Below are 25,204 nucleotides of genomic sequence, written 5' to 3' on the forward strand. Positions count from 1 at the left end.
GCTACGCCGCGTTCCGTCGTGGTCGGTGTGACGCCCCGCGTGGGCGCCCGGCGGCGGGCTGACCGGAACCGGCGTGCTCCGTGCCGGGGACGCGGCCGGGGCGCCGGGGCTGCTCGACGCGCCGCCCCTGTCGTGGGCTGCCCACCGTCGCGCCGGAGGTGCTCGGCGGCGGCCTGCGGCTTCCGCGGGCGCGGCTGTTCGTCGGCTGGCTTCGCGCCGTCTCGGCGCGAAGACCGGCCCGCACCGGTGAAGTGCTGTGCGGCTGCGGTGCCCGGGGGCCGGCGGCACGCCGCCTCGCCGGCGCAGGCGCGTGCGGCGCCGTGTGGGCTTCTCCCCTGGCCCTCCTCCCCCTACGCCCTGCGGGTGTGGGGGACCCCCACCTTCCCGGCTGCGTCCGATATGCGGCTACCGCCGCGTGGGGGCTCTGCCCCAGACCCGGGGTCCAAGGGGCGAAGCCGCCCCCGCCACGCGGCGAGCCGCATATCGGCATCGTGCCGCGCGGCGCGCATCGGTGCCGCCAGCCCGTACGGCGGCATATCTGGGGGGACCCTCAGCGGTAGCCGGGGGTTGAGGACCGGGGTCCGGGGCGGAGCACCAGGGACGCCCGTCGCGGGCGGGGCCGGAAACCTCGTATGGTCATGGGCGTGCTGGAGGAGATGCGGATACGTGCGCTGGGCGTGATCGATGACGCCGTGGTCGAGCTGTCACCGGGATTCACGGCGGTGACCGGCGAGACCGGCGCGGGCAAGACCATGGTCGTCACCAGCCTCGGCCTGCTGCTGGGCGGGCGCGCCGACGCCGCCCTGGTGCGGATCGGGGCGAAGGCGGCGGTCGTCGAGGGCCGGATCACCGTCGACGAGCGGTCCCTGGCGGCGGTACGTGCCGAGGAGGCGGGGGCCGAGCTGGACGACGGCGCGCTGCTCATCAGCCGGACTCTCTCCGCCGAGGGGCGGTCCCGCGCCCATGTCGGGGGCCGGGCCGTGCCGGTGGGGCTGCTGGGCGAACTGGCCGACGACCTCGTCGCCGTACACGGCCAGACCGACCAGCAGGGCCTGCTGCGCCCCGCCCGGCAGCGGCAGGCCCTGGACCGGTACGCGGGCGACGCGGTCACCGGTCCACTGGAGAAGTACGCCGCCGCCTACCGCAGGCTGCGGGCCGTCGGCGCCGAGTTGGACGAGCTGACCACGCGTGCCCGCGAGCGCGCCCAGGAAGCCGATCTGCTGCGCTTCGGCCTGGAGGAGATCGCCGCCGCCGAGCCGCGGCCTGAGGAGGACACGGAGCTGGCCGCCGAGGCCGAGCGGCTCGGCCACGCCGAAGCGCTCGCCTCCGCCGCCACCGCCGCGCACGCCGCGCTCGCCGGGAACCCGGAGGACCTCGAGGGCGTGGACGCCGCCACCCTGGTGGCCGGGGCGCACCGTGCCCTGGAAGCCGTACGCTCCCACGACCCGGCGCTGGCCGCGCTGGCCGACCGGATCGGGGAGGTCGGCATCCTGCTGTCCGACGCGGCGGGGGAGCTCGCGGGGTACGCCGACGACCTGGACGCCGACCCGCGGCGGCTCGCCGCCGTCGAGGAGCGGCGGGCCACGCTGACCCATCTGACCCGGAAGTACGGTGAGACCGTCGCCGACGTCCTCGCCTGGGCGGAGGCGGGCGCCGCCCGGCTGGCCGAACTGGACGGCGACGACGACCGGATCGGCGAGCTGGCGGCCGAGCGGGACGCGCTGCGCACCGAACTCGGCGAGCTGGCGCAGACCCTCACGGACGCCCGTACGGAGGCGGCGCGGCGTTTCGCCGACGCGGTCACCGCCGAACTCGCCGAACTCGCCATGCCCCATGCGCGAGTCACCTTCGCGATCCGGCAGACCGAGGTCGCCGACGCGGTGGCGGGCGCGGGCATCGAGGTCGGCGGCCGCGCGGTCGTCTACGGTCCGCACGGCGCCGACGAGGTCGAGCTGCTGCTGGCCCCGCACCCGGGCGCCCCGCCGCGGCCGATCGCCAAGGGGGCCTCGGGCGGTGAGCTGTCCCGGGTGATGCTCGCGGTCGAGGTGGTCTTCGCCGGTTCCGACCCCGTGCCGACGTATCTCTTCGACGAGGTCGACGCGGGCGTCGGCGGCAAGGCGGCGGTGGAGATCGGGCGGCGGCTGGCCAAGCTCGCCAAGTCCGCGCAGGTCGTGGTGGTCACCCATCTGCCGCAGGTCGCGGCGTTCGCCGACCGGCACCTGGTGGTCGAGAAGACCAGCGACGGGGCCGTGACCCGCAGCGGCGTGAAGGCGATGGAGGGCGAGGACCGGGTGCGCGAACTGTCGCGGATGCTCGCGGGCCAGGAGGACTCGGAACTGGCACGGGCGCACGCGGAGGAACTGCTTCGGGCGGCGCGTACGGGTCTGTGACGGGGCCGGCGTTGTCGGCGCCTGAGCCGTGTGGTCGTGCCGAGTGGTCGTGTCACCTGTCGGTCGGTGGCCGGGGCGCGCGGTGCGGCGTGCCGCCGTACGGGTGCGCCTGCGCCGTTATCTGAGTCGGGGCCGTCGCCGGGTTCCCCCAGCGCGGCCGCTGGGAGGTGCCCCCACTCGGTCGGCGAACCTACTGCCGTACCGCGGGGTACGGGGCGAGATGTTCGCCGCGCTGCGGGGCACCCGCCACGTCCCCTCCCGCCGTCCTCGCGACTGCCGCCCGGCGGGGGCCACGGTCCGATGCCGACGCCACGGTGGCTGCGGGTCCCTGTCACGTCCCCTTCCGTCGCCCCGCGGCTGACGGCCGGTGGGACGGACCCCGAAACGCCTGTCGGCGTCGCTCGTGCGGGTGGTGCTCCTGGAGGTCGCCTGGGGACGCCCCCAGCGGCCGCGCTGGGGGAGGAGTCCGGGGGATCATCTGTGCGCCGGACGGCCCTCGTCGGAAAGCCGTGGTGCCGGAGCGGGTGTTCGGGCTGGCATCCTGAACCCAGCACACCCGGCACATCCAGCACACGCGGCACATCTAACGACCAGCCCCGCCAGCGCATCGCACCGCCGCGTGCCCACCGCCCGCCCCGACGTCGCCTCAGGAGCCACGCCCGCGTGAGCAGTACACCCGTCCCGCCGCAGGGGCAGCCGTCTCTGCACGCCGTGCAGGTGCTGGGCAGCGGGAGTTCCGGCAGCGGGGTGCACGTGCGGACGCTGGCCGCCGGGCTGGTGGCGCGCGGGCTGCGGGTGACCGTGTGCGCGCCGCACGGTGCCGAGGAGGATTACGGATTCACCGCGGCGGGCGCGCGGTTCGTCCCCGCTGATGCCCGCACCGGCGCCGGAGACGCCGCGGTCCTGCGCGCGGCCGCCGCCGGTGCGGACCTGGTGCACGCGCACGGCCTGCGGTCCGGGCTGCTCGCCGCGCTGGCGATGCGGGGGCGCGGGACCCCGCTCATCGTCACCTGGCACACCAGGCCGCACACCGAGGGCGCCCGCTCGCACCTGGTCCGTCTGATGGAACGCAAGGTGGCGCGCGCCGCGACCGTGGTGCTCGGCGCCTCGTCGGACCTGGTGGACCTGGCCCGCGCGCGGGGGGCGCGCGACGCCCGGCTCGCGCCGGTCGCGGTCCCCGCACCACGGCACGTACCCGAACGCGACGAGGAGTGGCGCCAGAAGTTCCGGGCCGAACTCGGCGTGATGGAGCGCTCGTTGATCCTCACCGCCGGCCGGCTGGAGGAGGGCCGCGGGCACGGGCCACTGCTGGACGCGGCCCTGGCCTGGGCCGCGCTGGACCCGGCGCCGCTGCTGGTGATCGCGGGGGAGGGGCCCGGACGGCCCGCCTTGCAGCGGCGGATCGACGCCGAAGGGCTGGCGGTGCGGCTGGTGGGCCGCCGCCCCGATGTCTCGGACCTGCTCGCCGCGGCCGATGTCGCCGTCCTGTCCAGCCCCTGGGAGGCGCGGTCCCTGCTGGCTCAGGAGGCGCTGCGGGTGGGCGTACCGCTGGTGGCGACCGCGGTCGGCGGCGTGCCCGAACTGGTCGGCGAGGCCGCCGACCTCGTCCCGTACGGCGACTCGCAGGCGCTGGCGCTGGCCGTACACCGGCTGCTCACCGATCCCGGATGGCACGCCCAACTGGCCGCCGCGGGCCGGGCGCAGGCCGACGACTGGCCCGGTGAGGACGACGCGGTCTCCCATGTGCTGCGGATCTACGACGAGTTGGCGGGGAGCTGACCTTTCGTACGGAGGGTTGACGCCCGCCGCGTGCTGCGGGCAAGGTGCTGCCTCAACAAGAGAGCGCTCTCACGGCAATCCCCCCCCACATAGCCGAGAGGCAGCACGCATGAGCATGGCACTCAGTCGCAGGAATCTGCTCGGAGGGCTTGCGGCCACCGCCGCCGCGGCCGCCACGGGCCTCACCCTCACCGGCGGCCGGGCGGCACGGAGCCCAGACCGCGGCCGCCGCCCTGCCGCTCACGGTCGTCAACAGGACCGGTGAGTTCGGCAATTCATCGATATGGCTCTACATCGTCGGCAACCAGGACGGCCGCCAGGTGCGCGTCACGCCCGACGGCACCCTCGCGCCCATAGCGCTGTCCGACAACGGCCCCGACGGCTTCACCGACTACGCCATCCCGCTCGCCGCGAGCGGCGACACCCGGCTAACGCTCCCCGCCATGTCGGGGCGGATCTACGTCGCGCTCGGCGGCAAGCTGAGGTTCAAGGCCGTCACCGACGGCGCGGGCAGCGCGGCGCTCCAGTACCCCGCCGGCTGGGTCACCGCCGACCCCAACTACCAAGTCCTGCACGACTGCGCCGAGTTCACCCTCAACGCGGACGGCATGTTCTGCAACACCACCATGGTGGACATGTTCAGTGTGCCGCTCGCCATCCGCCTGACCGGTGCGAAGGATCAGACGACGGGCACGCTGAAGGACGGCGCCCGGGCGCGGGTCTTCACCGACCTCGCCGGCCACGAGGCCTTCGCGCCGCTGGTCACCGGCGGCGATCTGCGCGTCATCGCCCCCGGGCACGGCCTGGACGCCGGGAGCTTCGCCCGGGACTACCTCGCCGCCTACATCGACCAGGTGTGGGAGACGTACGCGGCCAGGGAGCTGAAGGTCACCACCAACGCGGGCACCTTCACCGGGCGGGTCGGCGGCGGGCGGCTGTCCTTCACCGGGCCCGCCGAGGTCTCGTTCGCCAAGCCCTCCACCCGCGACGTGCTGTTCTGCGACGGCGCCCTGGCCGCGCCCAACGACGGGAAGACCGGGCCCGTCGCCGCGATCCTCGGTGCGGGCTTCAACCGCACCACGCTGCACGACACGGCCGCCCAGCCGACCACCGACCCGGCCGCCTTCTACCGGCCGACGGTCACCAACCACTACGCCAGGGCGATGCACGCGGCGACCGTCGACGGCAAGGCGTACGGCTTCGCCTTCGACGACGTCGCCGACTTCGCCTCGTACATCCAGGACGGCGCCCCGACGGGGATCACCCTCACCCTGACGCCGTTCTGAGGTGCGGGGGAGAGAGATTTTCACTCACTGAAGATGGCGGCGGGCCTGGAGGGCCAACCCCAGCGCGAGCACCGTCTGCGGGTCCTCCAGGTCGCTGCCCAGCAGCCGCGCGATCCGCGCCAGCCGGTCGTACAGCGTCTGCCGGTTCAGATGCAGCTCGCGCGCCGTCTCCGCCTTGCGGCCCGCGTGCGCCAGATACGCCTCCAGGGTGGGGATCAGCGGCGGCCGGGCCGTACGGTCGTGGGCGAGCAGCGGGCCGATCACCCTGTCGACAAAGGCGGCCAGGTCTCCGTGCTCGCGCAGTCGCCACAGCAACACATCGACTTCCGTGCGCCGCACGTCGTGCCAGGGCCGGTCCGCCGGCCCCCGCGCCGCGTTCGCCGCCTCCGCCGCGTGCCGCAGCTCGCTCCCGGCCGTCTCCCAGCCGCCCGCCACCCCCACGACCACGGTGGGCGGCCGGGATCCGGCGCGGTCCGGCCAGGCCCGCTGGACGCCCGCCCGCAGCGCGGCCGCGACCCGGTCGGCGACCGCCGTCCGCTCCGCCGCGTCCCGCAGCCCCACCAGCAGCGGCACCCGGCCCTCCGGCAGCCGTACGCCCAGCAGCACCGGTGCGCCGACCGCGGCCAGTTCCTCCTGTACCGCGTGCGCCAGCGCCGCCCAGCTCTCCCCGGGCCCGGCGGGCACCCCCGCCGCCGTCCGCGTCGCCACCCGCATCACCACCGGCAGCAGCGGACCGCCGGCCGGCGGCCGGAACCCCAGCACCCGCGCCTGCGCGGGCGCGTCCGCCGCCTCGATCCGCTCCTCCGCGAGATCGGTGAGGAAGTCCCCGCGGCCGCGCGCCGCCAGCTCCTCCTCCTGACGCGCCTGGAGCAGCACGACCGCCAGCAGATCCGCCGTACGCTCGGCCGCGATCCGGTGGACGGGGGCGAGCACCCCCGCCACCGGCGGCACCGTCAGCCGGGCGCGCACCACGCCGGGACCGCCGCCGGGGACGTCCACGACCACGCTGCCCGCGGGCAGCTCCGGACGCGGGGCCGCCCGCCGCTCCCGCAGTCCGTCCCACACCTGGAGTGGATCGGCGGTGCCCGGCTGCCCCGCGGGGCCGGGCCCCGCCGCGTACAGCAGCTGCCCGTCCGAGGTCTCCAGGAAGACCGGATTGCCCGCGAAGGCCGCGAGCAGCCGCAGGATCTCCGGCACCCCGCCGCCGCGCAGCAGCGCCTGGGTGCACTGCCGGTGCACCTGCTCGGCGCGGCGGAGCAGGGCGTAGTGCTCGTTGACGAGCTCGGTGTGGATCTCCTCGGTGACCGCGACGAACGGCACCTCACGGCGCAGTTGCACCAGCGGCAGCCCGACCGAGCGCGCGGTGTCCACCACCGCGGCGGGCAGCGTGGTGAAGCGGGACCCCAGCTCGACCACCAGGGCGGCGATCTCCCGGGCGGCGAGCGTGCGGACGAACGCCCGCTGCTCGGCCGGGCGGGGCCCCAGCCCGATACCGGTGGTCAGCAGCAGCTCCCCGCCGCTGAGCAGCGAGGCGATGTTCGGCGCCTCGCCCGCGTGCACCCAGCGCACCGGCCGGTTCAGCCGGTCCTCGGCGGCCACCACCTCGGGCAGACCGCGGCGCAGCGCGGGCAGCTGGAGCGCCCGCGCCACGGTGATGGTGCCCTGCGGGCCGGGTGGCCCACCGGCCTCGGGTGCCGCCACGGGCGGTCAGCCGCCGTACGCGCCCGAGGCGGTCAGCCGCAGCGCCGTGTCGATCAGCGGCACATGGCTGAACGCCTGCGGGAAGTTGCCCACCTGGCGCTTCAGCCGCGGGTCCCACTCCTCCGCGAGCAGGCCCAGGTCGTTGCGGAGCGACAGCAGCTTCTCGAACAGCTGCCGCGCCTCGTCCACTCGGCCGATCATCGCCAGGTCGTCCGCCAGCCAGAACGAGCAGGCGAGGAACGCCCCCTCGTCGCCTTCGAGGCCGTCCACCCCCGCCTCCTCGCCGGCCGTCGGATAGCGCAGGACGAAGCCGTCCTCGGTGGACAGCTCCCGCTGGATCGCCTCGATGGTGCCGATGACCCGCTTGTCGTCCGGCGGCAGGAAGCCCATCTGCGGGATGAGCAGCAGCGAGGCGTCCAGCTCCTTGGAGCCGTAGGACTGGGTGAAGGTGTTGCGCTCCGGGTCGTAGCCCCGCTCGCACACCGCCCGGTGGATCTCGTCGCGCAGGTCGCGCCAGCGCTCCAGCGGCCCGTCCACGTCACCCGACTCGATCAGCTTGATCGTGCGGTCCACCGCGACCCAGGCCATCACCTTGGAGTGCACGAAGTGCCGGCGCGGGCCGCGCACCTCCCAGATGCCCTCGTCCGGCTCGTCCCAGTGGTCCTCCAGGTACGTGATCAGCCGCAGCTGGAGCAGGGCCGCGTAGTCGTTGCGGGCCAGCCCGGTCATGTGCGCCAGGTGCAGCGCCTCGATCGTCTCGCCGTAGACGTCGAGCTGGAGCTGGCCGGCGGCGCCGTTGCCGACCCGGACCGGCTGGGAGTTCTCGTACCCCGGCAGCCAGGGCAGCTCGGCCTCCGACAGCTCCCGCTCACCCGCGATCCCGTACATGATCTGGAGGTTCTCCGGATCACCGGCGACCGCGCGCAGCAGCCACTCGCGCCAGGCGCGGGCCTCCTCGCGGTAGCCGGTGCGCAGCAGCGAGGAGAGGGTGATCGCCGCGTCCCGCAGCCAGGTGAAGCGGTAGTCCCAGTTGCGGGAGCCGCCGATGTCCTCGGGGAGGGAGGTGGTGGGGGCGGCCACGATGCCGCCGGTGGGCGCGTAGGTGAGCGCCTTGAGGGTGATCAGGGAGCGGACGACCGCGTCACGGTAGGGGCCGTGGTACGTACAGTGCTCCACCCACTCGCGCCAGAAGTCCTCGGTGGCCGTCAGCGAGCCCTCGGGGTCGGGCAGGGCGGGCGGCTCCTTGTGCGAGGGCTGCCAGCTGATGGTGAACGCGACCCGGTCACCGGGGCCGACGGTGAAGTCGGAGAAGGTGGTCAGGTCCTTGCCGTAGGTGTCGGCCTCGGTGTCCAGCCAGACCGAGTCGGGACCGGCCACGGCCACGGTGCGGTGGTCGACCTTGTGCACCCACGGCACCACCCAGCCGTAGGAGAACCGCATCCGCAGGGCGGAGCGCATCGGGACCCGCCCGCTGACGCCCTCGACGATCCGGATCAGCTGCGGGGCGCCGTCCCGCGGCGGCATGAAGTCGATGACGCGGACCGTGCCGCGTGGGGTGTCCCACTCCGATTCGAGGACCAGTGAGTCGCCCCGGTAGCGGCGCCGGTCGGCGGCGGGCGGCGTGCTGCCGGCGGGGTGCGCGGGGCCCAGCCGCCAGAAGCCGTGCTCCTCGGTGCCCAGCAGCCCGGCGAAGACGGCATGGGAGTCGAAGCGCGGCAGGCAGAGCCAGTCGACCGTGCCGTCCCTGCAGACGAGGGCGGCGGTCTGCATATCGCCGATGAGTGCGTAGTCCTCGATGCGCCCGGCCACCTGCATCCCCATTCGAACGGCCTCGCCCCTCAGGGCGCCTTGTGCGGTCTCGGAAATTTCCCGACGAGCTCGTCTTCCGGGGCTTAAACGGATAGATGCCTTGCCGACCGCAGCTCGCAGCGTGTGTCCGAGCAGGATACGACTAACGCCGGTCGTCCGCTGGTGTCGTTCCACAATGTGGCTCGGCCGTTCGTGTGGTCGATCGGGCGGGTCCCGGTGCGGTCCGCACGTCGGTCCCGACACCGTCCGCACGTCGGTCCGGTGCGGTCGGCGCCGGGCCCGCACGCGTCGCCGGACACCATCGCCCCGGGTCGCTGTTACCCTGGTAGCCCGTGGACCGGTGGGCGCACAACCCCCGAACCGCAGTGACGGCACCCCCGCGACATCGCGGAAGCTGCCGATCCGCATCTCACCTCGCGACCACGGGAGCCCCCTCTTGGCACTTGCCACTCAGTCCATGACGACCAAGCACATCTTCGTCACCGGGGGTGTCGCCAGCTCACTCGGCAAGGGCCTCACCGCCTCCAGCCTGGGCGCGCTGCTCAAGGCCCGCGGCCTGCGGGTCACCATGCAGAAGCTCGACCCGTACCTGAACGTCGACCCGGGCACGATGAACCCGTTCCAGCACGGTGAGGTGTTCGTCACCAACGACGGCGCCGAGACCGACCTGGACATCGGCCACTACGAGCGCTTCCTCGACGTTGACCTGGACGGCTCCGCGAACGTCACCACCGGACAGGTGTACTCGCAGGTCATCGCCAAGGAGCGGCGCGGCGAGTACCTGGGCGACACGGTCCAGGTCATCCCGCACATCACCAACGAGATCAAGCACCGCATCCGGCGCATGGCGACCGACGAGGTCGACGTCGTCATCACCGAGGTCGGCGGCACGGTCGGCGACATCGAGTCGCTGCCGTTCCTGGAGACCGTCCGCCAGGTCCGCCACGAGGTCGGTCGCGACAACGTCTTCGTCGTGCACATCTCGCTGCTGCCGTACATCGGCCCGTCCGGTGAGCTGAAGACCAAGCCGACCCAGCACTCCGTCGCCGCGCTGCGCAACATCGGCATCCAGCCGGACGCCATCGTGCTGCGCGCCGACCGCGACGTGCCGACCTCCATCAAGCGCAAGATCTCGCTGATGTGCGACGTCGACGAGGCCGCGGTGGTCGCCGCCATCGACGCCAAGTCGATCTACGACATCCCGAAGGTGCTGCACACCGAGGGCCTGGACGCGTACGTCGTGCGCAAGCTGGACCTGCCGTTCCGGGATGTCGACTGGACCACCTGGGACGACCTGCTGGACCGCGTCCACAACCCCGACCACGAGGTCACGGTCGCGCTCGTCGGCAAGTACATCGACCTGCCCGACGCCTATCTGTCGGTGACCGAGGCGCTGCGCGCGGGCGGCTTCGCCAACCGGGCCCGCGTCAAGATCAAGTGGGTCACCTCGGACGACTGCAAGACCCCGGCCGGTGCCCGCAAGCAGCTCGGCGACGTCGACGCGATCTGCGTCCCCGGCGGCTTCGGCGAGCGCGGCGTGAACGGCAAGGTGGGCGCCATCACCTTCGCCCGCGAGAACAAGATCCCGCTGCTGGGCCTCTGCCTGGGCCTGCAGTGCATCGTCATCGAGGCCGCGCGCAACCTGGCGGGTGTCGAGGGCGCCAACTCGACCGAGTTCGAGCCGGGCACCACCGATCCGGTGATCTCCACCATGGCCGAGCAGCTCGACATCGTCGCGGGCGAGGGCGACATGGGCGGCACGATGCGGCTGGGCATGTACCCGGCCAAGCTCGCCGAGGGCTCGATCGTGCGCGAGGTCTACGCCGACCAGCCGTACGTCGAGGAGCGCCACCGCCACCGCTACGAGGTCAACAACGCCTACCGCGGCGAGCTGGAGAAGAAGGCGGGGATCCTGTTCTCCGGCACCTCCCCGGACAACAAGCTGGTCGAGTACGTCGAGTACCCGCGCGAGGTGCACCCCTACCTGGTCGGCACCCAGGCGCACCCCGAGCTGCGCTCCCGCCCGACCCGCCCGCACCCGCTGTTCGCGGGCCTGGTGAAGGCGGCCGTCGAGCGGCAGCAGGCGGCGAAGGCCGCGAAGGGCTGACCGATACGGTGCCGATACGGTGGTGAACGCCGGGGTGCGGGTCGCAGCGGCCCGCACCCCGGCGTTTTCATCTCTCTCATCTCTGCTTCATGTCCGCACGAGGACGGCAAGGACTTAAGGGACGCATGGCCATTCAGGACACCCACGAGGAGTGGCAGGTCGTCGAGACCGCCACGCCCTTCACCGGCAACAAGACCAGCGTGCGCACGGACCGTGTCGTCATGCCCGACGGCTCCACCGTGACCCGCGACTACCAGGTCCACCCCGGCTCGGTGGCCGTCCTCGCCCTGGACGAGGCCGGGCGGGTGCTCGTCCTGCGCCAGTACCGCCACCCGGTACGGCACAAGCTGTGGGAGATCCCGGCCGGGCTGCTGGACGTCCCCGGGGAGAACCCGTTGCACGCCGCCCAGCGCGAGCTGTACGAGGAGGCGCACGTGAAGGCCGAGGACTGGCGGGTCCTCACCGACGTCTTCACCACGCCGGGCGGCTGCGACGAGGCCGTACGGATCTTCCTCGCCCGCGGGTTGTCCGAGGCCGAGGGCGAGCGCTTCGAGGTCGCGGAGGAAGAGGCCGACATGGAGCTGGCCCGGGTGCCGCTGGAGGAGCTCGTACGGGGCGTGCTCGCCGGCGAACTGCACAACAACTGCCTGGTCGTCGGGGCCTTGTCGCTCCAGGCCGTGCTGTCCGGCGCGGGCGGCGTGGAGACGCTGCGCCCGGCGGAGGCGCCGTGGCCGGCGCGCCCGTTCGAGGCGTAGGCCCGCGCTACCTGTGTCCGGCGGCTCTTCGGGGCCGCCGGACCGCGCCGTCTCGGCTCCGCGGCGTGGCGCCGCGCTCTTACGCGCCTTCGTCTTCGTCTTCGCGTTGTTTGTGACTTCGTCTTCGTCTCCGCCGTCTCTTTCTCCTTACTCTTCCTCTTCTCCTTAGCTCTTCCTCCTTCTCAGTCGCTGGTCCGACGATCATCGGATCCGATCAGGTGATCTTTGTACGGTCGCATCGGCCGGGAGTGCCGGGGACCTGACCCCGCGTGAACTACGCTCGTACCGACCCGGACCGCGGTCGCGGCGGGCTCGAACGCGCAGGTGGACGGGAGTGGCCCGTGGCGGAGCAGGTGGTCGGCACGGAGGGAGCGTCCGGCACGCCCCGGAACCGGCGGGCTGCCGCCGCTGCCCCGAACCCGGGGCGAACGACACCGGACCGCACCGAGGTGCTTCGCACGGAGCCGCGTCGGCCCGAGGCCGGGACCGAGACTGAGGGTGGGGGCTCGGCCGCGGGCGTACGCGAAGGCTCGACGGGGGTCGTGGGTGGGCCCGCCCGCCGTGGGCGCGAGCATGTGCGGGTGGACGAGTCGCCGGCCGATGGCGAGGGCGGCGGCGAGGGCGGTGCGCGGGCCGCGGTCGAGGAGCCGGCCGATCAGCGGGCCGGTGGCAAGGATGGGCCGAGCGCCCCGAGCGCCCCGAGCGCCCCGGGTGGCCTGGACGGTTCTCGTGCCGCGGATGGTGCTCGTACTGCCGATGGTTCCGGCATCGCGGACAGCCGCGTGGTCCGCTCGGGAGCCGACGCTGACACGTCAGCCCACAACCGTCGGGAGACAGCGGCCGACGCACGGGGCGTCGCCGTCGCCGACAAGGAGGAATCCGCTCGCCCGACCACACCTGATCGCCGCCCGCGTGGCACGCGCGGCACGAAGGGCCGCGCGCGGGCGGCGGCCGGGCGGTCGGGTACGGGCGGCCGTGGCCCGGGCGGCAAGGCCACGCGTGACGACGAGGGGTCGCCCGCCGGCGGTGGCGCGCGGCGGCCGGAGGACGGCGAGGCGCCGGCCATGGGAGAGCACGGTGCGAGGGAGCCCGGCGCGGACGCGCATGGTGCGGGCGAGCACCGGGCACAGGAGCGCGACGGCGCGCGCGAGCGCGGCGCGGACGCAAGCGGCGTGGTCGTGCACCAGGCGGAGGAGCGCGGCGCGGGCGAGGGCGGCACGGGCGCGCGCGGTACGTCGGAGCACGGTACGGACGCGCGCGGCATGTCGGACGGTGTGGACGCACGCGGTACGGATGGGTGTCGTGCGGCGGACCGCGGCGGAGCCGAGCGTGCTGTGGCGGAGCGCGACGCGGACGGGAGCAGCCTGAGCGGGCGCCGCACCGAGGAGCACGAGGCGGACCGTCGCAGCGCGGACGGGCGGGCTGGAGGTGAGCCCGTTGCGGGGGAGGTGCGTGCGGATGGGCGTCCTGTGGTGGAGCTTGCCGGGGATGGGCACGGTGCGGGCGAGCGCAGTGCCCGGGTGAGTGGTGCGGATACCGGTGGTGCGAAGGCGCGGGGCGGGGGCGGGTCCGTTGTGGGGGAGGTCCGTACAGCCGGACGTCCTGCGGATGGCCACGGCGTGACCGAGCGAATCGCGCAGGCGGGCGGCGCGGACGTGCGCCATGCCGCGCGGCGCGGCACAGGCGAGCGTGGGGTGCAGGGCCCGGGTGTGGGTGAGCGTGGGGTGCGGGGCTCGGGTGCGGGTGAGCGGAGTGTGCAGGACCCAGGTGCGGGCGAACGCATGGGGCAGGGCCCAGGCGTCGGTGAGCGCGGGGTGCAGGACTCGGGCGCGGGTGAGCGCAGGGTGCAGGTGCCGGACGTGGGTGAGCGCTGGGGGGACGAGCGCCGGGCGAACGGACAGGAGGCGCGCGAGCGCGGCACTGGCGAGCGGGGCGCGCAGGGCCCAGGCGTCGGCGAGCGCGGGGTGCAGGACTCGGGCGCGGGTGAGCGCAGGGTGCAGGTGCCGGACGTGGGTGAGCGCTGGGGGGACGCGCGCCGGGCGAACGGACAGGAGGCGCGCTCGCGCGGCACTGGCGAGCGCGGTGCGAAGGACCGCGGCGTAGATGAGCGCCGCGCCGCGGCCGCCGCGACGCAGAGCGGGTTCTGGGGGCGCTTGCGGGAGCTGTCCGCGCTGCGGGAGGACATCGGACGGCCCGGCCTCGACACCCTCGCGGGCCGTGTCATCCCCCACGGCCGGGTGCTGCTCATCGCGGGGCGGCCCGGTTCGGGGCGGACCGCGCTGGCCGAGGAACTCGTACGGCGGCTGCGGGACGACTATCCCGATGGGCTGCTGCGGGCCCGTCTGACGACCGCGGGCGGCGAACCCGTGCTGCCCGCCCGCATCGCCCGCGACTTCCTCCGGGCGCTCGGGGCGCCCGTCCCGCCCGGCGCCGATGAGGAGGAGCTCTCCGACCGGCTGCGCGACGCGATGCGCGGGCGGCGGGCGATCGTCCTGCTCGACGACGCCGACAGCGCCGACCAGGTGGAGCTGCTGCTGCCGCACGCCCCCGGCTCTCTGGTCGTGGCCGTCGCGCAGGGGCCGCTCACCGGTATCCCCGACGTCCGGCCGTGCACCCTCGGCGGCCTGGAGACCGCGGCTGCCGTGAAGATGCTGGCCAGCGTGGCCGGCCACCGGGTCATCAACGACCCGATCGCCGCGGAGACCATCGTGGAGCTGTGCCGTGCGCAGCCTGCCGCGCTGGCGCTCGTCGGCGGCTGGCTCGCCGCCCGCCCCAAGTCCTCCGTCGCGGCCGCGGCCAGGGAACTGCGCGAGGTGCCGCCCGGCGACGAGGACGCGGCGGACCGGCCGCTGAGCCGGGCCTTCCGGCTGGCATACGGCGGGCTGCCGCCGCTCGCGGCCCGGATACTGCGATTGCTCGTCCTCGCACCGGACGCCACGGTGGACGCGCAGAGCGCGTCGGCGCTCGCGGGCTGCTCGGTACCGACGGCGCAGTCCGCGCTGGAGGACTTCGCGACCTGCGGGTTGCTGCGGGCGCTGCCCGGCGAGATCTCGGCCACGGGCCGGGCTTCAGCGGCCGGCGAGGTCCTGGCGGCCGGCGCAGCCCAGCGGGTCGGCCGGATCGCGCACGCCGGTCAAGCCCCGGAGGCGCGCCAGGCTCCGGAGGCACACCAGGCTCCCGGGGCGCGACTGGACGCGGAGGTACGCCAGGCCGCGGCGGTACGTCATGACCCGGCCGTCGTCCACGCTCCGGCCCTCGGCCCGGACCCGGCGCCGGGGCCTGTCCCGTCGACCGGCGAGGCTGCTGGCGCCGGCTCGGTCCCGCGGTCCGGCCCGGCCGCCGGGTCCGGCCAGGTCCCAGGCGCCGATCTGTCCCTTGGTACCGGCCTGGTCTCCGGGCACGGCCCGTCGGTCGGCCAAGCTCCGGGCACCGGCTCGGTCCCGCGGTCCGGCCCGGCCGCCGGGTCCGGCCAGGTCCCAGGCGCCGACCTGCCCCTTGGCACCCGCCAGATCCCGGGCACCGGCCCGGGCAACCGCCCGGCCCCCGCGTCCAGCCCGGCCCCGGCCCCTGGCCAGATCCCGGGCAATGGCCAGGCCCCCGCGCCCGGCGCGCCCACGCGCTTCCAGGTGCCCGGCTGCCTCGAACCGCTGCTGCACGCCGTACTGCGCGAGGACGAGCGCCCGGCGGAGGTGCAGTTGGCCCGGGCGCGGGTGTTGGAGCGGAGCGTACGGCTGCTGCACGCCTGTCGGCTGACCGCGGAGTCCGACGACCCGGCGGCGCGCGAGAAGCTGGCGGGTCTGCCGGGGGCGTTGCGGTTCCCGTCGAGGGGCGCCGCGGCGCGCTGGCTGGACGAACGCGGGCGGGAGCTGCGGGAGGCCGCCCGGCTGGCCGCCGATGACGGTCAACTCGACACACTGGCACGCCGGTTGGTGGCCGCGCTCACCCAGGCGCTGGTCGCGCACCGCGGTGTCGACGACGCCGCGCCGGAGCTGTACGAACTGCACCAGCTCGTCCTCGAAGTGGCCCGGCGCCAGGACCTGGCGCTGGAGGAGGCGGCAGCGCTGCTGAACCTGGGCGACCTCGACGCACGGGCCGGACGGGCGGGCGAGGCGCTGACCCGTTACAAGGAGGCGCTGGACGCGGCGCGGGCGGCGGCCGACCCGTACGCCACCGGACGTGCGCTGGAGTCGATCGGCGGCACGTACCAGGAACTGGGCGACTGGCAGCGGGCCGCCGATTGGTACGGACGGGCCCTCGCGCTGCACCTGAGCCGCCGTGAACTCGCCGCGGAAGCACGGCTGTACGCCCGGCTCGGCGCCGTCCTCAGCTACGCGGGGCAGTGGGGCGACGCGCTGCGGAACTGGCGGGCCGCGGCCGCCGCCGCGCGCCGGCTGGGCGATGCGACGGGACACGCGCGGGCGCTGGGCGAGACGGCGCGGGTCCAGGAATACGCGGGGCGGCCGCGGGAGGCGCTGCGCACCTGCCTGGAGGCGCTGGAATGCGCGCGGCGTACAGGTGACCTGCGGCTTCAGGCCGCGGTGCGGCTGCGTACGGCGGACACCCTGGAGCGGCTGGGTGACGCCGCCGCCGCCGAGCTGCATCGGAACGCCGCGGAGCGGCTGCTGGCCCGTACCGCCGCGGCCGAGGAGGACGCGCGGGAAGACGAAAACGAGCCTACCTACGAAATCAGTAGTGGGGCCGCGAAAGATTGATGCAAACAAAGGCTAGACACGACGACATCCTTCATTAGACTGGCTGCCATAGCGCCTACCGCTAACCCTTCCGTCATGTAGTTACATGTCGGTATTGCCAGGAATACCCCAGATTCAAGGACCGTGATCGACGTGAAGGTCGGCATCCCCCGCGAGGTCAAGAACAACGAGTTCCGCGTGGCCATCACGCCCGCCGGCGTGCACGAGCTCGTCCGCAACGGCCACCAGGTCTTCGTGGAGCAGGGCGCCGGCCTCGGCTCCTCCATCACGGACGCGGAGTACACCGCCGCCGGTGCGAGCATCCTCGGCACCGCCGACGAGGTCTGGGCCACGGCCGACCTGCTGCTGAAGGTCAAGGAGCCGATCGCGGAGGAGTACCACCGCCTCCGCAAGGGCCAGACCCTCTTCACCTACCTCCACCTGGCCGCCTCCCGCGAGTGCACCGACGCGCTGCTGGAGTCCGGTACCACCGCCATCGCCTACGAGACGGTCGAGACCGCGAACCGCGCGCTGCCGCTGCTCGCCCCGATGTCCGAGGTCGCGGGCCGGCTCGCCCCGCAGGTCGGCGCCTACCACCTGATGCGCGCGGCCGGCGGCCGCGGCGTGCTGCCGGGCGGTGTCCCCGGCGTCGCCGCCGGCAAGGCCGTGGTCATCGGCGGCGGCGTCTCCGGCTGGAGCGCCACGCAGATCGCCGTCGGCATGGGCTTCCACGTGACCCTGCTGGACCGCGACATCAACAAGCTGCGCGAGGCCGACAAGATCTTCGGCACCAAGGTGCAGACCGTCGTCTCCAACGCCTTCGAGCTGGAGAAGGCCGTCGTCGAGGCCGACCTGGTCATCGGCGCGGTGCTCATCCCGGGCGCCAAGGCCCCGAAGCTGGTCACCAACGAGCTCGTCGCCAAGATGAAGCCCGGAAGTGTCCTTGTCGACATCGCGATCGACCAGGGCGGCTGCTTCGAGGACTCCCGTCCCACCACGCACGCCGAGCCGACCTTCAAGATCCACAACTCGATCTTCTACTGCGTCGCCAACATGCCGGGCGCGGTGCCGAACACCTCCACCTACGCGCTGACCAACGCCACGCTGCCGTACATCGTGGAGCTGGCGAACCGCGGCTGGCAGGACGCGCTGCGCCGCGACGCGGCGCTGGCCAAGGGCCTCAACACCCATGAGGGGCAGGTCGTTTACCGCGAGGTCGCCGAGGCGCACGGTCTGCCGCACGTGGAGCTGGACACGCTCCTGGCCTGACCGGCGCGGTGGCGGCTCCGCCCGCCGCCGGTCCCGGTGACGGGACCTCCCCCTACGCCCTTGAGGGCGTAGGGGGACCCCCCAGCCGACCCGTGGCGGCGGACCATAGAGGGTGTCAACCCCGACCGTCAACACGGCGCATGAGGCCGGGTCTTGCCCATGGGCGAGACCCGGCCACAGTCATGCCCGGAACATGACGCGCCGCAACCGCCGGGCGGGTCGGCCAACTCGCCGTGAATGTAGCTCTTTAGTCGATTCGTACCCGCCACGAGTCAGCCGCGCCGGGGCGATTACGCCCTTGACATCCGGATGTTCGGTTGCCGACACAACGTGCCGCGTCCGGCGGATTGTGTTGCTGTGAGGCGCCGACACGCCATAGAGTCGCCAAGCGTCGGCATGGTGTCACGCTGACCAATCGAGAAATTTCCTGGTCACCAAGGAGGTAGGACGACTTGTGAATGAGTCGACATTTTCTCCCGGGGGTGGTCTACCAGGATCGGCTGCGCGGGGCCAGGCTCCTTCGGGGCTCGCGGCTGTCGGCTCCGTCGCTGTCCAGACCTTCGCAACCCACCAGAGCATGACGACAGCCCACCAGAGCATGGACGGCCATCACGTGAACGCCATGGCCGGCGATAAGCGCGGCAACGACCCCGCCCTCGCCGACTACGACGACCTGCCCGACGGGCACTTCTACGACCCTGATGCGGAGTACGAGCCCGACCCGGAGTACGCGGCCACGCTCGCCCCGGACGCCGCCCGCCAGCGCCGCGAGCGCGTCGGCCCGACCGGCCGACCCCTGCCGTACTTCCCCATCCCGGGGCCGCTCGCCGACCACGGGCCCGCGAAGATCATCGCGATGTGCAACCAGAAGGGCGGGGTCGGCAAGACCACCTCGACCATCAACCTGGGCGCGGCACTCGCGGAGTACGGACGCCGGGTGCTGCTCGTCGACTTCGACCCGCAGGGCGCCCTGTCCGTCGGCCTCGGGGTCAACCCGATGGAGCTCGACCTCACGGTCTACAACCTGCTCATGGAGCGGGGCATGTCGGCTGACGAGGTCCTGCTGAAGACGGCCGTGCCCAACATGGACCTGCTGCCCAGCAATATCGATTTGTCGGCCGCCGAGGTGCAGCTGGTCAGCGAGGTCGCCCGCGAGTCCACCCTGCAGCGCGCCCTGAAGCCGCTGATGGCGGACTACGACTACATCGTCATCGACTGCCAGCCCTCGCTCGGCCTGCTCACGGTGAACGCCCTGACCGCCGCGCACAAGGTGATCGTGCCGCTGGAGTGCGAGTTCTTCGCCCTGCGCGGTGTGGCGTTGCTCACGGAGACCATCGAGAAGGTCCAGGAGCGGCTCAACCCCGACCTGGAGCTCGACGGCATCCTCGCGACGATGTACGACTCGCGCACCGTGCACAGCCGGGAGGTCCTGGCCCGCGTGGTCGAGGCGTTCGACGACCACGTCTACCACACGGTGATTGGCCGTACGGTCCGCTTCCCGGAGACCACCGTCGCGGGCGAGCCCATCACCACGTACGCGTCCAACTCCGTGGGTGCCGCCGCCTACCGCCAGCTCGCCAGGGAGGTGCTCGCCCGGTGTCACGCCGCGTGAGTCTGCCGGGCGCCGACGAGCTGTTCCGCACCACCGGGGGGATGGCGCTCCAGCCGTCGTCCCCCCGTCGCCAGGCGAACGGCGAGCCCCGCGTGCCCGCCCCCGCCGGCGAGAGCGACACCGCGGCCGTGGACCCGGCCGAGGCCGACACCGCCCCGGCACCGGAGGCACCGCCCGCTCCCGGGGCCGGAGCAGGGGCCGGGGAGCACGGCGGCCGGGAGCCAGAACACCACGAGACCGCCTCGACGGGGGATCGGCGCGGTTCCGCCCAGGACCGCCCCAAGAACCGCCAGTCGCAGGACGGATCGGCCACACCGGGGCAGTCCGGCCAGGCCCGCCGCCGAGGACGGGCCGCCGCGCGCCGCCCCAGCGGGCGCGAGCGCCACGACGAGAAGATCACGGTCTACGTCTCCGCCGAGGAGCTGATGGACCTGGAGCACGCGCGGCTGGTGCTGCGCGGTGAGCACGGGCTCGCGGTGGACCGCGGCCGCATCGTCCGGGAGGCGGTCGCGGTGGTCCTCGCCGACCTGGAGTCGCGTGGCGACGCGAGCATCCTGGTGCGCCGCCTACGCGGCCGCTGAGGAGCCGGGCGGTAGCCTGCCCGCTCGTACGGGCCGCCGCGCCCTCCTCCCGCACACTGGACCGCGATGCCCACCAACGACGACGACTCGACCTCGCCCCCGCGCACGCTCCGCCGCGCCCTGGGGCGGGGCCCGGGCACGGGTCCTCCCCCAGTCTTCGACCGGGAGGTGCCCCCAGCCACGGCGGCCGAATCCGCGCCCGGGGGCCTGACGTCGGGTCCCGTTGCGGCCGACTCCGCGCCGCAGGGCCACACGGTCTCTGAGGGTCCGACGCCCACCACCGGGCGGGAAGCCGACCCGCCGGCCGCCGCCGACTCGGGCGGCTCGGAGCCCAGCAGGTCCGGGGGGCCTCTCCCGGTTGAGGGAAGGGGCGGGAACGGGGAAGAGCCACCGGCGCCCAGCGCACCCGAGGCCGAGCCCGCGCCCGGCGAAACCGGTCCTGGCGACGGCAGGTTCACCGTACGGCTGGACAACTTCGAAGGCCCCTTCGACCTCCTCCTCCAGCTCATCTCCAAGCACAAACTCGACGTCACCGAGGTCGCCCTGTCCAAGGTCACCGACGAGTTCATGGCGCACATCCGAGCCATGGGCCCCGACTGGGACCTCGACCAGACCACCGAGTTCCTCGTCGTGGCCGCCACCCTGCTGGATCTGAAGGCCGCCCGGCTGCTGCCCGCGGCGGAAGTCGAGGACGAGGCGGACCTGGCCCTGCTGGAGGCCCGCGACCTGCTCTTCGCGCGCCTGCTCCAGTACCGCGCGTACAAGCAGGTCGCGGACATCTTCAGCGGCCGCCTGGCGGCGGAGGCCAAGCGGTACCCCCGTACCGTGGGACTCGAACCGCACCACGCCGACCTGCTGCCCGAGGTCGTCATCAGCATCGGCGCGGAGGGCTTCGCCAAGCTGGCCGTGAAGGCCATGCAGCCCAAGGCCAAGCCCCAGGTGTACGTCGACCACATCCACGCCCCGCTGGTCAGCGTCCGCGAACAGGCCGAGGTGGTCGTCGCGCGGCTGCGGGAACTGGGCGAGGCCACCTTCGCCACGCTCACCGAGGACGCACCCGACACCCTCACCGTCGTCGCGCGCTTCCTCGCGCTACTGGAGCTGTACCGCGAGCGCGCGGTCGTCCTGGAGCAGGCGGAGGCGCTCGGCCCGCTCACCGTCCGCTGGACCGGCGCGGACGGGGAACGGCCGCTGGTGACCGACGAGTTCGACCAGGAGACGGCCGGGCGGGGCGGCGGCGACAGGACAGCGACCGAGGAGCAGCAGCCATGAGCCATGAGCCGACCGAGGCCGAGGCCGCCCCGGAGCGGACCCCGGACGCCTCGCCCGAGGACCTGTACGCGTCGCCCGAGGGCCTGGCAGCCCCAGCCGAGGGCCTGGCAGCCCCGGTGTATGCCCCACCCGAGGGCCCGGCCACCCCGGCCGGTGCCTCCGACGGCCTGGCCGGCACCGCCGACAGCCCGCCCGGTGCCTCCGACGCCCCGGCCGGTACCTCCGAGCTCGCCCAGCTCGACCTCAAGCCGGCCCTGGAGGCCGTCCTCATGGTCGTCGACGAGCCCGCCACCGAGGAGCACCTCGCGAAGATCCTCCAGCGGCCGCGGCGGGAGGTCGCCGACGCGCTGCGTGAGCTGGCCGACGAGTACACCGTGCAGCGCCGCGGCTTCGAGCTGCGACTGGTCGCCGGCGGCTGGCGCTACTACACCCGGCCCGCCTACGCGAGTGCCGTGGAGGGCTTCGTTCTGGACGGCCAGCAGGCCCGGCTGACCCAGGCCGCGCTGGAGACCCTGGCCGTGGTCGCGTACCGTCAACCGGTCAGCCGTTCCCGGGTCTCGGCCGTCCGCGGAGTGAACTGCGACGGCGTGATGCGGACCCTCCTGCAGCGCGGTCTGGTGGAGGAGGCGGGGACGGAACCCGAAACAGGTGCGATCCTGTACAGGACGACGAATTACTTTCTGGAGCGGATGGGCCTGCGCGGCCTGGACGAGCTCCCGGAGCTCGCGCCCTTCCTCCCCGAGGCGGACGCGATCGAGGCAGAGACGCAAGAGGGTGTGCCGTCGTTCGATCCGGACGCACCGGACACCGACACAGACGACACGACGACGGAACTTTGATGCGAAGCAGCGGCAGCGGCAAGAACAGCGGACGCGGTAACTACCGGGGGGCGGGCAACTCGCGCGACGACAGGCAGGGACAGCGCCCGCGCCGTCCCCGCCCCGAGGAGCGCCGTTATGACGTCGGCGGCTCCGGCTCCGGCTCCGCCGAGGAGCCGGGTCAGCGCAGGGGCCGCGGCGCGGCCGCGCGCGGCGGCGCCAAGGGCGGTCCGAAGCCCTCGCAGAAGACCCGCGGCGGCGGCCCCCGCCGCGACGGTGTCCCGGCCCGCCCCCGTGAGCTCGACGCCAAGATCGAGCAGCGCAACCGCGACCGGTACGCGGACAAGCCGCGGATCAAGACCCCCAAGACCTTCCCCGGAGCCGAGCAGGAGGGCGAGCGGCTGCAGAAGGTCCTGGCACGCGCGGGCATGGGCTCCCGCCGGGCGTGCGAGGAGCTGATCGACCAGCGCCGGGTCGAGGTCAACGGCAAGATCGTCACCGAGCAGGGGCTGCGCGTCGACCCCGAGAAGGACGAGATCAAGGTCGACGGGCTGACCGTCGCCACCCAGTCGTACCTGTTCTTCGCGCTCAACAAGCCCGCCGGGGTCGTCTCCACCATGGAGGACCCGGACGGCCGCCAGTGCCTGGGCGACTACGTCACCAACCGCGAGACCCGGCTGTTCCACGTCGGCCGCCTGGACACCGAGACCGAGGGCATCATCCTGCTCACCAACCACGGCGAGCTGGCCCACCGCCTCACCCACCCCCGGTACGGCGTGCAGAAGACCTACCTCGCCGCGATCCAGGGCCCCCTCCCGCGCGACCTGGGCAAGCAGCTCAAGGACGGCATCCAGCTGGAGGACGGCTATGCCCGCGCCGACCACTTCAAGGTGGTGCAGAACATCGGCAAGAACTACCTGGTCGAGGTGGTCCTGCACGAGGGTCGCAAGCACATCGTGCGCCGCATGCTCGCCGAGGCCGGCTTCCCGGTCGAGAAGCTGGTGCGCACCAGCTTCGGCCCGATCGCGCTCGGCGACCAGAAGTCCGGCTGGCTGCGGCGGCTGACCAACACCGAGGTCGGCATGCTGATGCGCGAGGTCGATCTGTAGACCGGGCGGTCGCTCGCTACGACCAGACGGCGAAGCCGGTCGCCCGTCCGTCCGGCTCCCGTACGACCTCCAGCATCCCCACCACCGCCGAGCGCGCGATGTGCCCGTACACGTGCGGGAAGACGGTGGTGGGCGGCACGCCGGGCGGCGGGGCCGGATCGGCGGGCTCCCAGCGCACCAGCACATCGAGCCGGTGCTCGTCGATCATCAGGGCCATCAGCGGGCCCGGGGTGTCCCGGAAGAAGGCGTCGGCGACGGCGAGGGCGGTGTCCTCGTCGGGCGAGCAGTGCACGAACCCGTCCTCCGCCAGCGTCGGCGGGGCATACGGGCGGTCGGGAGCGACCAGCCAGTCGTCGAGTCGCACCAAGTGGTAGATCATGCTCATGGTTCTACCGGACGGGCCCGCTCCCGTCTCGCGGGACGGTCTCCGCGGCGGCGCACCGCACCGGCTCGTTAAGCTGATCAGGCACCGAAGACGGGACACCCAGGGAGCAGGCACGTGGCGGTACGAGCGGTCCGCGGGGCCGTCCAGCTGGACCGGGACGAAGCGGAGCACATGCACGAGCGGGTCTCGGAGCTGATCACCGCCGTCCTGGAGCGCAACTCGCTGACGGGGGAGGACCTGATCAGCATGTGGTTCACCGCCACCCCCGACCTGCACAGCGACTTCCCGGCCGTCGCCGCGCGCCGGCTCGGGATCACCGACGTACCGTTGATCTGCGCCCAGGAGCTGGACATCGCCGGCGCCATGCCGCGGGTCGTCCGCATCCTCGCCCACGTCGAGACCGGCCTGGAGCGGTCCGAGGTGGCCCACGTCTACCTCGGTGCCGCCGCGGCCCTGCGCAAGGACATCGCCCAGTGAGAACCGCCCTCGTCATCGGTACCGGACTGATCGGCACCTCCGCCGCGCTGGCCCTGGCCGGCCGCGGCGTCCAGGTCCACCTCACCGACCACGACCCGGCCCAGGCCCGTACCGCCGCGGCGCTCGGCGCCGGGACGGACGCCGAGCCGGACGGGCCGGTGGACCTCGCGATCGTCGCCGTACCGCCCGCGCACGTGTCCGAGAGCCTGGCCGCCGCGATGCGCCGGGGCGCCGCGCGCGGCTATCTCGACGTCGCCAGCGTCAAGGGCGGGCCGCGCCGCGAACTGGAGGCGCGCGGCTGCGATCTGACGCGCTACATCGGTACGCACCCGATGGCCGGACGCGAGCGCTCGGGCCCGCTGGCCGCCACCGCCGACCTGTTCGAGGGGCGGCCGTGGGTGCTCACTCCCACCCCCGGCACCGACACCGAGGTGCTCAACCTCGCCCTGGAGCTCGTCGCCCTGTGCCGCGCCGTGCCCGTGGTGATGGACGCCGACGCGCACGACCGCGCCGTCGCCCTCGTCTCGCACACCCCGCAGCTGCTGTCCAGCATGGTCGCCGCGCGGCTGCGGGACGCCGACGAGACGGCGGTACGGCTGTGCGGGCAGGGCATCCGGGACGTGACCCGGATCGCGGCCTCCGACCCCGGGATGTGGATCGACATCCTGTCCGCCAACCCCGGCCCGGTCGCCGACGTGCTCGCCGCCGTCGCCGCCGACCTGGACGAGACGGTCCGCTCGCTGCGGGCGCTGGACTCCGCGGACGAGGACAAGCGCGGCGGCGGCGCGGCCGGGATCGAGGACGTGCTGCGACGCGGCAACGCGGGCCGCGAGCGGGTCCCCGGCAAGCACGGCGCGGCCCCGAGGGCGTACGAGAGCGTCACGGTCCTCATCGGCGACCAGCCGGGCGAGCTGGCCCGGATCTTCGCGGACGCCGGACAGGCCGGGGTCAACATCGAGGACGTGCGCATCGAGCACGCCACCGGGCAGCAGGCGGGCCTGATCCAGCTCATGGTGGAGCCGCGGGCGGTTCCGGGCCTGACCGCGGCGCTGCGCGAGCGGGGCTGGTCGATCCGCCAGTGAGCGCCCGGTGGCCACGGGCTGTCCGGGGCCACCGGCTCACCCAGTAACCTTGTGCAGGGCTCATCCTCCGAGCCCACCCAA

At 73.7% G+C, this 25,204-nt stretch carries 18 protein-coding genes; 14 read left to right on the top strand and 4 right to left on the bottom strand.

All coding sequences use genetic code 11. The annotated features are described in order from the left end of the window. Nucleotides 1-632 precede the first annotated feature (632 nt). From recN to ACQUSR_RS26535, 3 genes are all read left to right on the top strand, one after another. A complete protein-coding gene (gene recN / locus ACQUSR_RS26525; RefSeq protein WP_431045126.1) occupies nt 633-2,390 on the top strand; it encodes a DNA repair protein RecN in 1,758 nt (585 codons plus the stop codon). A 663-nt stretch (nt 2,391-3,053) separates the two neighbouring features. Continuing rightward, nucleotides 3,054-4,169, top strand: coding sequence for a glycosyltransferase family 4 protein (locus tag ACQUSR_RS26530; protein WP_431045127.1), 1,116 nt, complete (start codon nt 3,054-3,056; stop codon nt 4,167-4,169). Between the two features lie 149 nt (nt 4,170-4,318). Continuing rightward, a complete protein-coding gene (locus ACQUSR_RS26535) occupies nt 4,319-5,455 on the top strand; it encodes a glycoside hydrolase family 64 protein (protein ID WP_431045128.1) in 1,137 nt (378 codons plus the stop codon). Between the two features lie 24 nt (nt 5,456-5,479). Here the strand turns inward: ACQUSR_RS26535 and ACQUSR_RS26540 are convergent, their stop codons facing one another. Continuing rightward, nucleotides 5,480-7,156 (bottom strand): PucR family transcriptional regulator, encoded by a 1,677-nt coding sequence (locus ACQUSR_RS26540; protein ID WP_431045129.1) that lies wholly within the window; start codon nt 7,154-7,156, stop codon nt 5,480-5,482. A 6-nt stretch (nt 7,157-7,162) separates the two neighbouring features. Continuing rightward, on the bottom strand, nt 7,163-8,971 hold the full coding sequence (locus ACQUSR_RS26545; protein ID WP_431047857.1) for a glycoside hydrolase family 15 protein: 1,809 nt from the start codon (nt 8,969-8,971) through the stop codon (nt 7,163-7,165). Between the two features lie 451 nt (nt 8,972-9,422). Here ACQUSR_RS26545 and ACQUSR_RS26550 point away from each other — a divergent pair, with 451 nt between their 5' ends. Beyond that, on the top strand, nt 9,423-11,072 hold the full coding sequence (locus ACQUSR_RS26550) for a CTP synthase (protein ID WP_431045130.1): 1,650 nt from the start codon (nt 9,423-9,425) through the stop codon (nt 11,070-11,072). Between the two features lie 125 nt (nt 11,073-11,197). After that, nucleotides 11,198-11,827, top strand: a complete 630-nt coding sequence (locus ACQUSR_RS26555; RefSeq protein WP_431045131.1) for an NUDIX domain-containing protein — start codon at nt 11,198-11,200, stop codon at nt 11,825-11,827. Nucleotides 11,828-12,639: 812 nt separating this feature from the next. Here ACQUSR_RS26555 and ACQUSR_RS26560 read toward each other — a convergent pair. Further along, nucleotides 12,640-13,491 (bottom strand): hypothetical protein, encoded by an 852-nt coding sequence (locus ACQUSR_RS26560; protein WP_431045132.1) that lies wholly within the window; start codon nt 13,489-13,491, stop codon nt 12,640-12,642. 117 nt (nt 13,492-13,608) lie between these two features. On the opposite strand from ACQUSR_RS26560, the gene ACQUSR_RS26565 reads away from it, so the two are divergent. The 7 genes from ACQUSR_RS26565 (at nt 13,609) to ACQUSR_RS26595 (ending at nt 23,179) form a co-directional block, all read left to right on the top strand. Further along, a complete protein-coding gene (locus ACQUSR_RS26565) occupies nt 13,609-16,539 on the top strand; it encodes a tetratricopeptide repeat protein (protein WP_431045133.1) in 2,931 nt (976 codons plus the stop codon). A gap of 132 nt (nt 16,540-16,671) precedes the next feature. Then, the gene (ald, locus tag ACQUSR_RS26570) at nt 16,672-17,787 is read left to right on the top strand and encodes an alanine dehydrogenase (RefSeq protein WP_431047859.1); all 1,116 of its coding nucleotides are present in this window, start codon (nt 16,672-16,674) and stop codon (nt 17,785-17,787) included. Between the two features lie 598 nt (nt 17,788-18,385). Beyond that, nucleotides 18,386-19,399, top strand: a complete 1,014-nt coding sequence (locus tag ACQUSR_RS26575; RefSeq protein ID WP_431047861.1) for a ParA family protein — start codon at nt 18,386-18,388, stop codon at nt 19,397-19,399. Beyond that, the gene (locus ACQUSR_RS26580) at nt 19,384-19,980 is read left to right on the top strand and encodes a hypothetical protein (RefSeq protein WP_431045134.1); all 597 of its coding nucleotides are present in this window, start codon (nt 19,384-19,386) and stop codon (nt 19,978-19,980) included. The genes ACQUSR_RS26575 and ACQUSR_RS26580 overlap by 16 nt, the downstream gene beginning before the upstream one ends. A 66-nt stretch (nt 19,981-20,046) precedes the next feature. Continuing rightward, complete coding sequence (locus tag ACQUSR_RS26585; protein ID WP_431045135.1) at nt 20,047-21,252, top strand: segregation/condensation protein A; 1,206 nt, start codon at nt 20,047-20,049, stop codon at nt 21,250-21,252. 269 nt (nt 21,253-21,521) lie between these two features. Beyond that, nucleotides 21,522-22,091 carry an SMC-Scp complex subunit ScpB gene (gene scpB / locus ACQUSR_RS26590; protein ID WP_431047863.1) on the top strand — a complete coding sequence of 190 codons (570 nt, stop codon included), beginning with the start codon at nt 21,522-21,524 and terminating at the stop codon, nt 22,089-22,091. Beyond that, nucleotides 22,091-23,179, top strand: a complete 1,089-nt coding sequence (locus tag ACQUSR_RS26595; protein WP_431045136.1) for a pseudouridine synthase — start codon at nt 22,091-22,093, stop codon at nt 23,177-23,179. Before scpB ends, ACQUSR_RS26595 begins: the two co-directional genes overlap by 1 nt. A gap of 16 nt (nt 23,180-23,195) precedes the next feature. On the opposite strand, the gene ACQUSR_RS26600 is transcribed toward ACQUSR_RS26595, so the two are convergent. After that, nucleotides 23,196-23,558, bottom strand: a complete 363-nt coding sequence (locus ACQUSR_RS26600; protein WP_431047865.1) for a DUF952 domain-containing protein — start codon at nt 23,556-23,558, stop codon at nt 23,196-23,198. 120 nt (nt 23,559-23,678) lie between these two features. On the opposite strand from ACQUSR_RS26600, the gene aroH reads away from it, so the two are divergent. After that, nucleotides 23,679-24,041 (top strand): chorismate mutase, encoded by a 363-nt coding sequence (gene aroH, locus ACQUSR_RS26605; RefSeq protein ID WP_431045137.1) that lies wholly within the window; start codon nt 23,679-23,681, stop codon nt 24,039-24,041. Next, nucleotides 24,038-25,123, top strand: a complete 1,086-nt coding sequence (locus ACQUSR_RS26610) for a prephenate dehydrogenase (RefSeq protein ID WP_431045138.1) — start codon at nt 24,038-24,040, stop codon at nt 25,121-25,123. Before aroH ends, ACQUSR_RS26610 begins: the two co-directional genes overlap by 4 nt. The last annotated feature ends 81 nt before the right edge of the window (nt 25,124-25,204 follow it).

Source organism: Streptomyces sp. P1-3 (assembly GCF_050613155.1).
Taxonomy (GTDB): Bacteria; Actinomycetota; Actinomycetes; order Streptomycetales; family Streptomycetaceae; genus Streptomyces.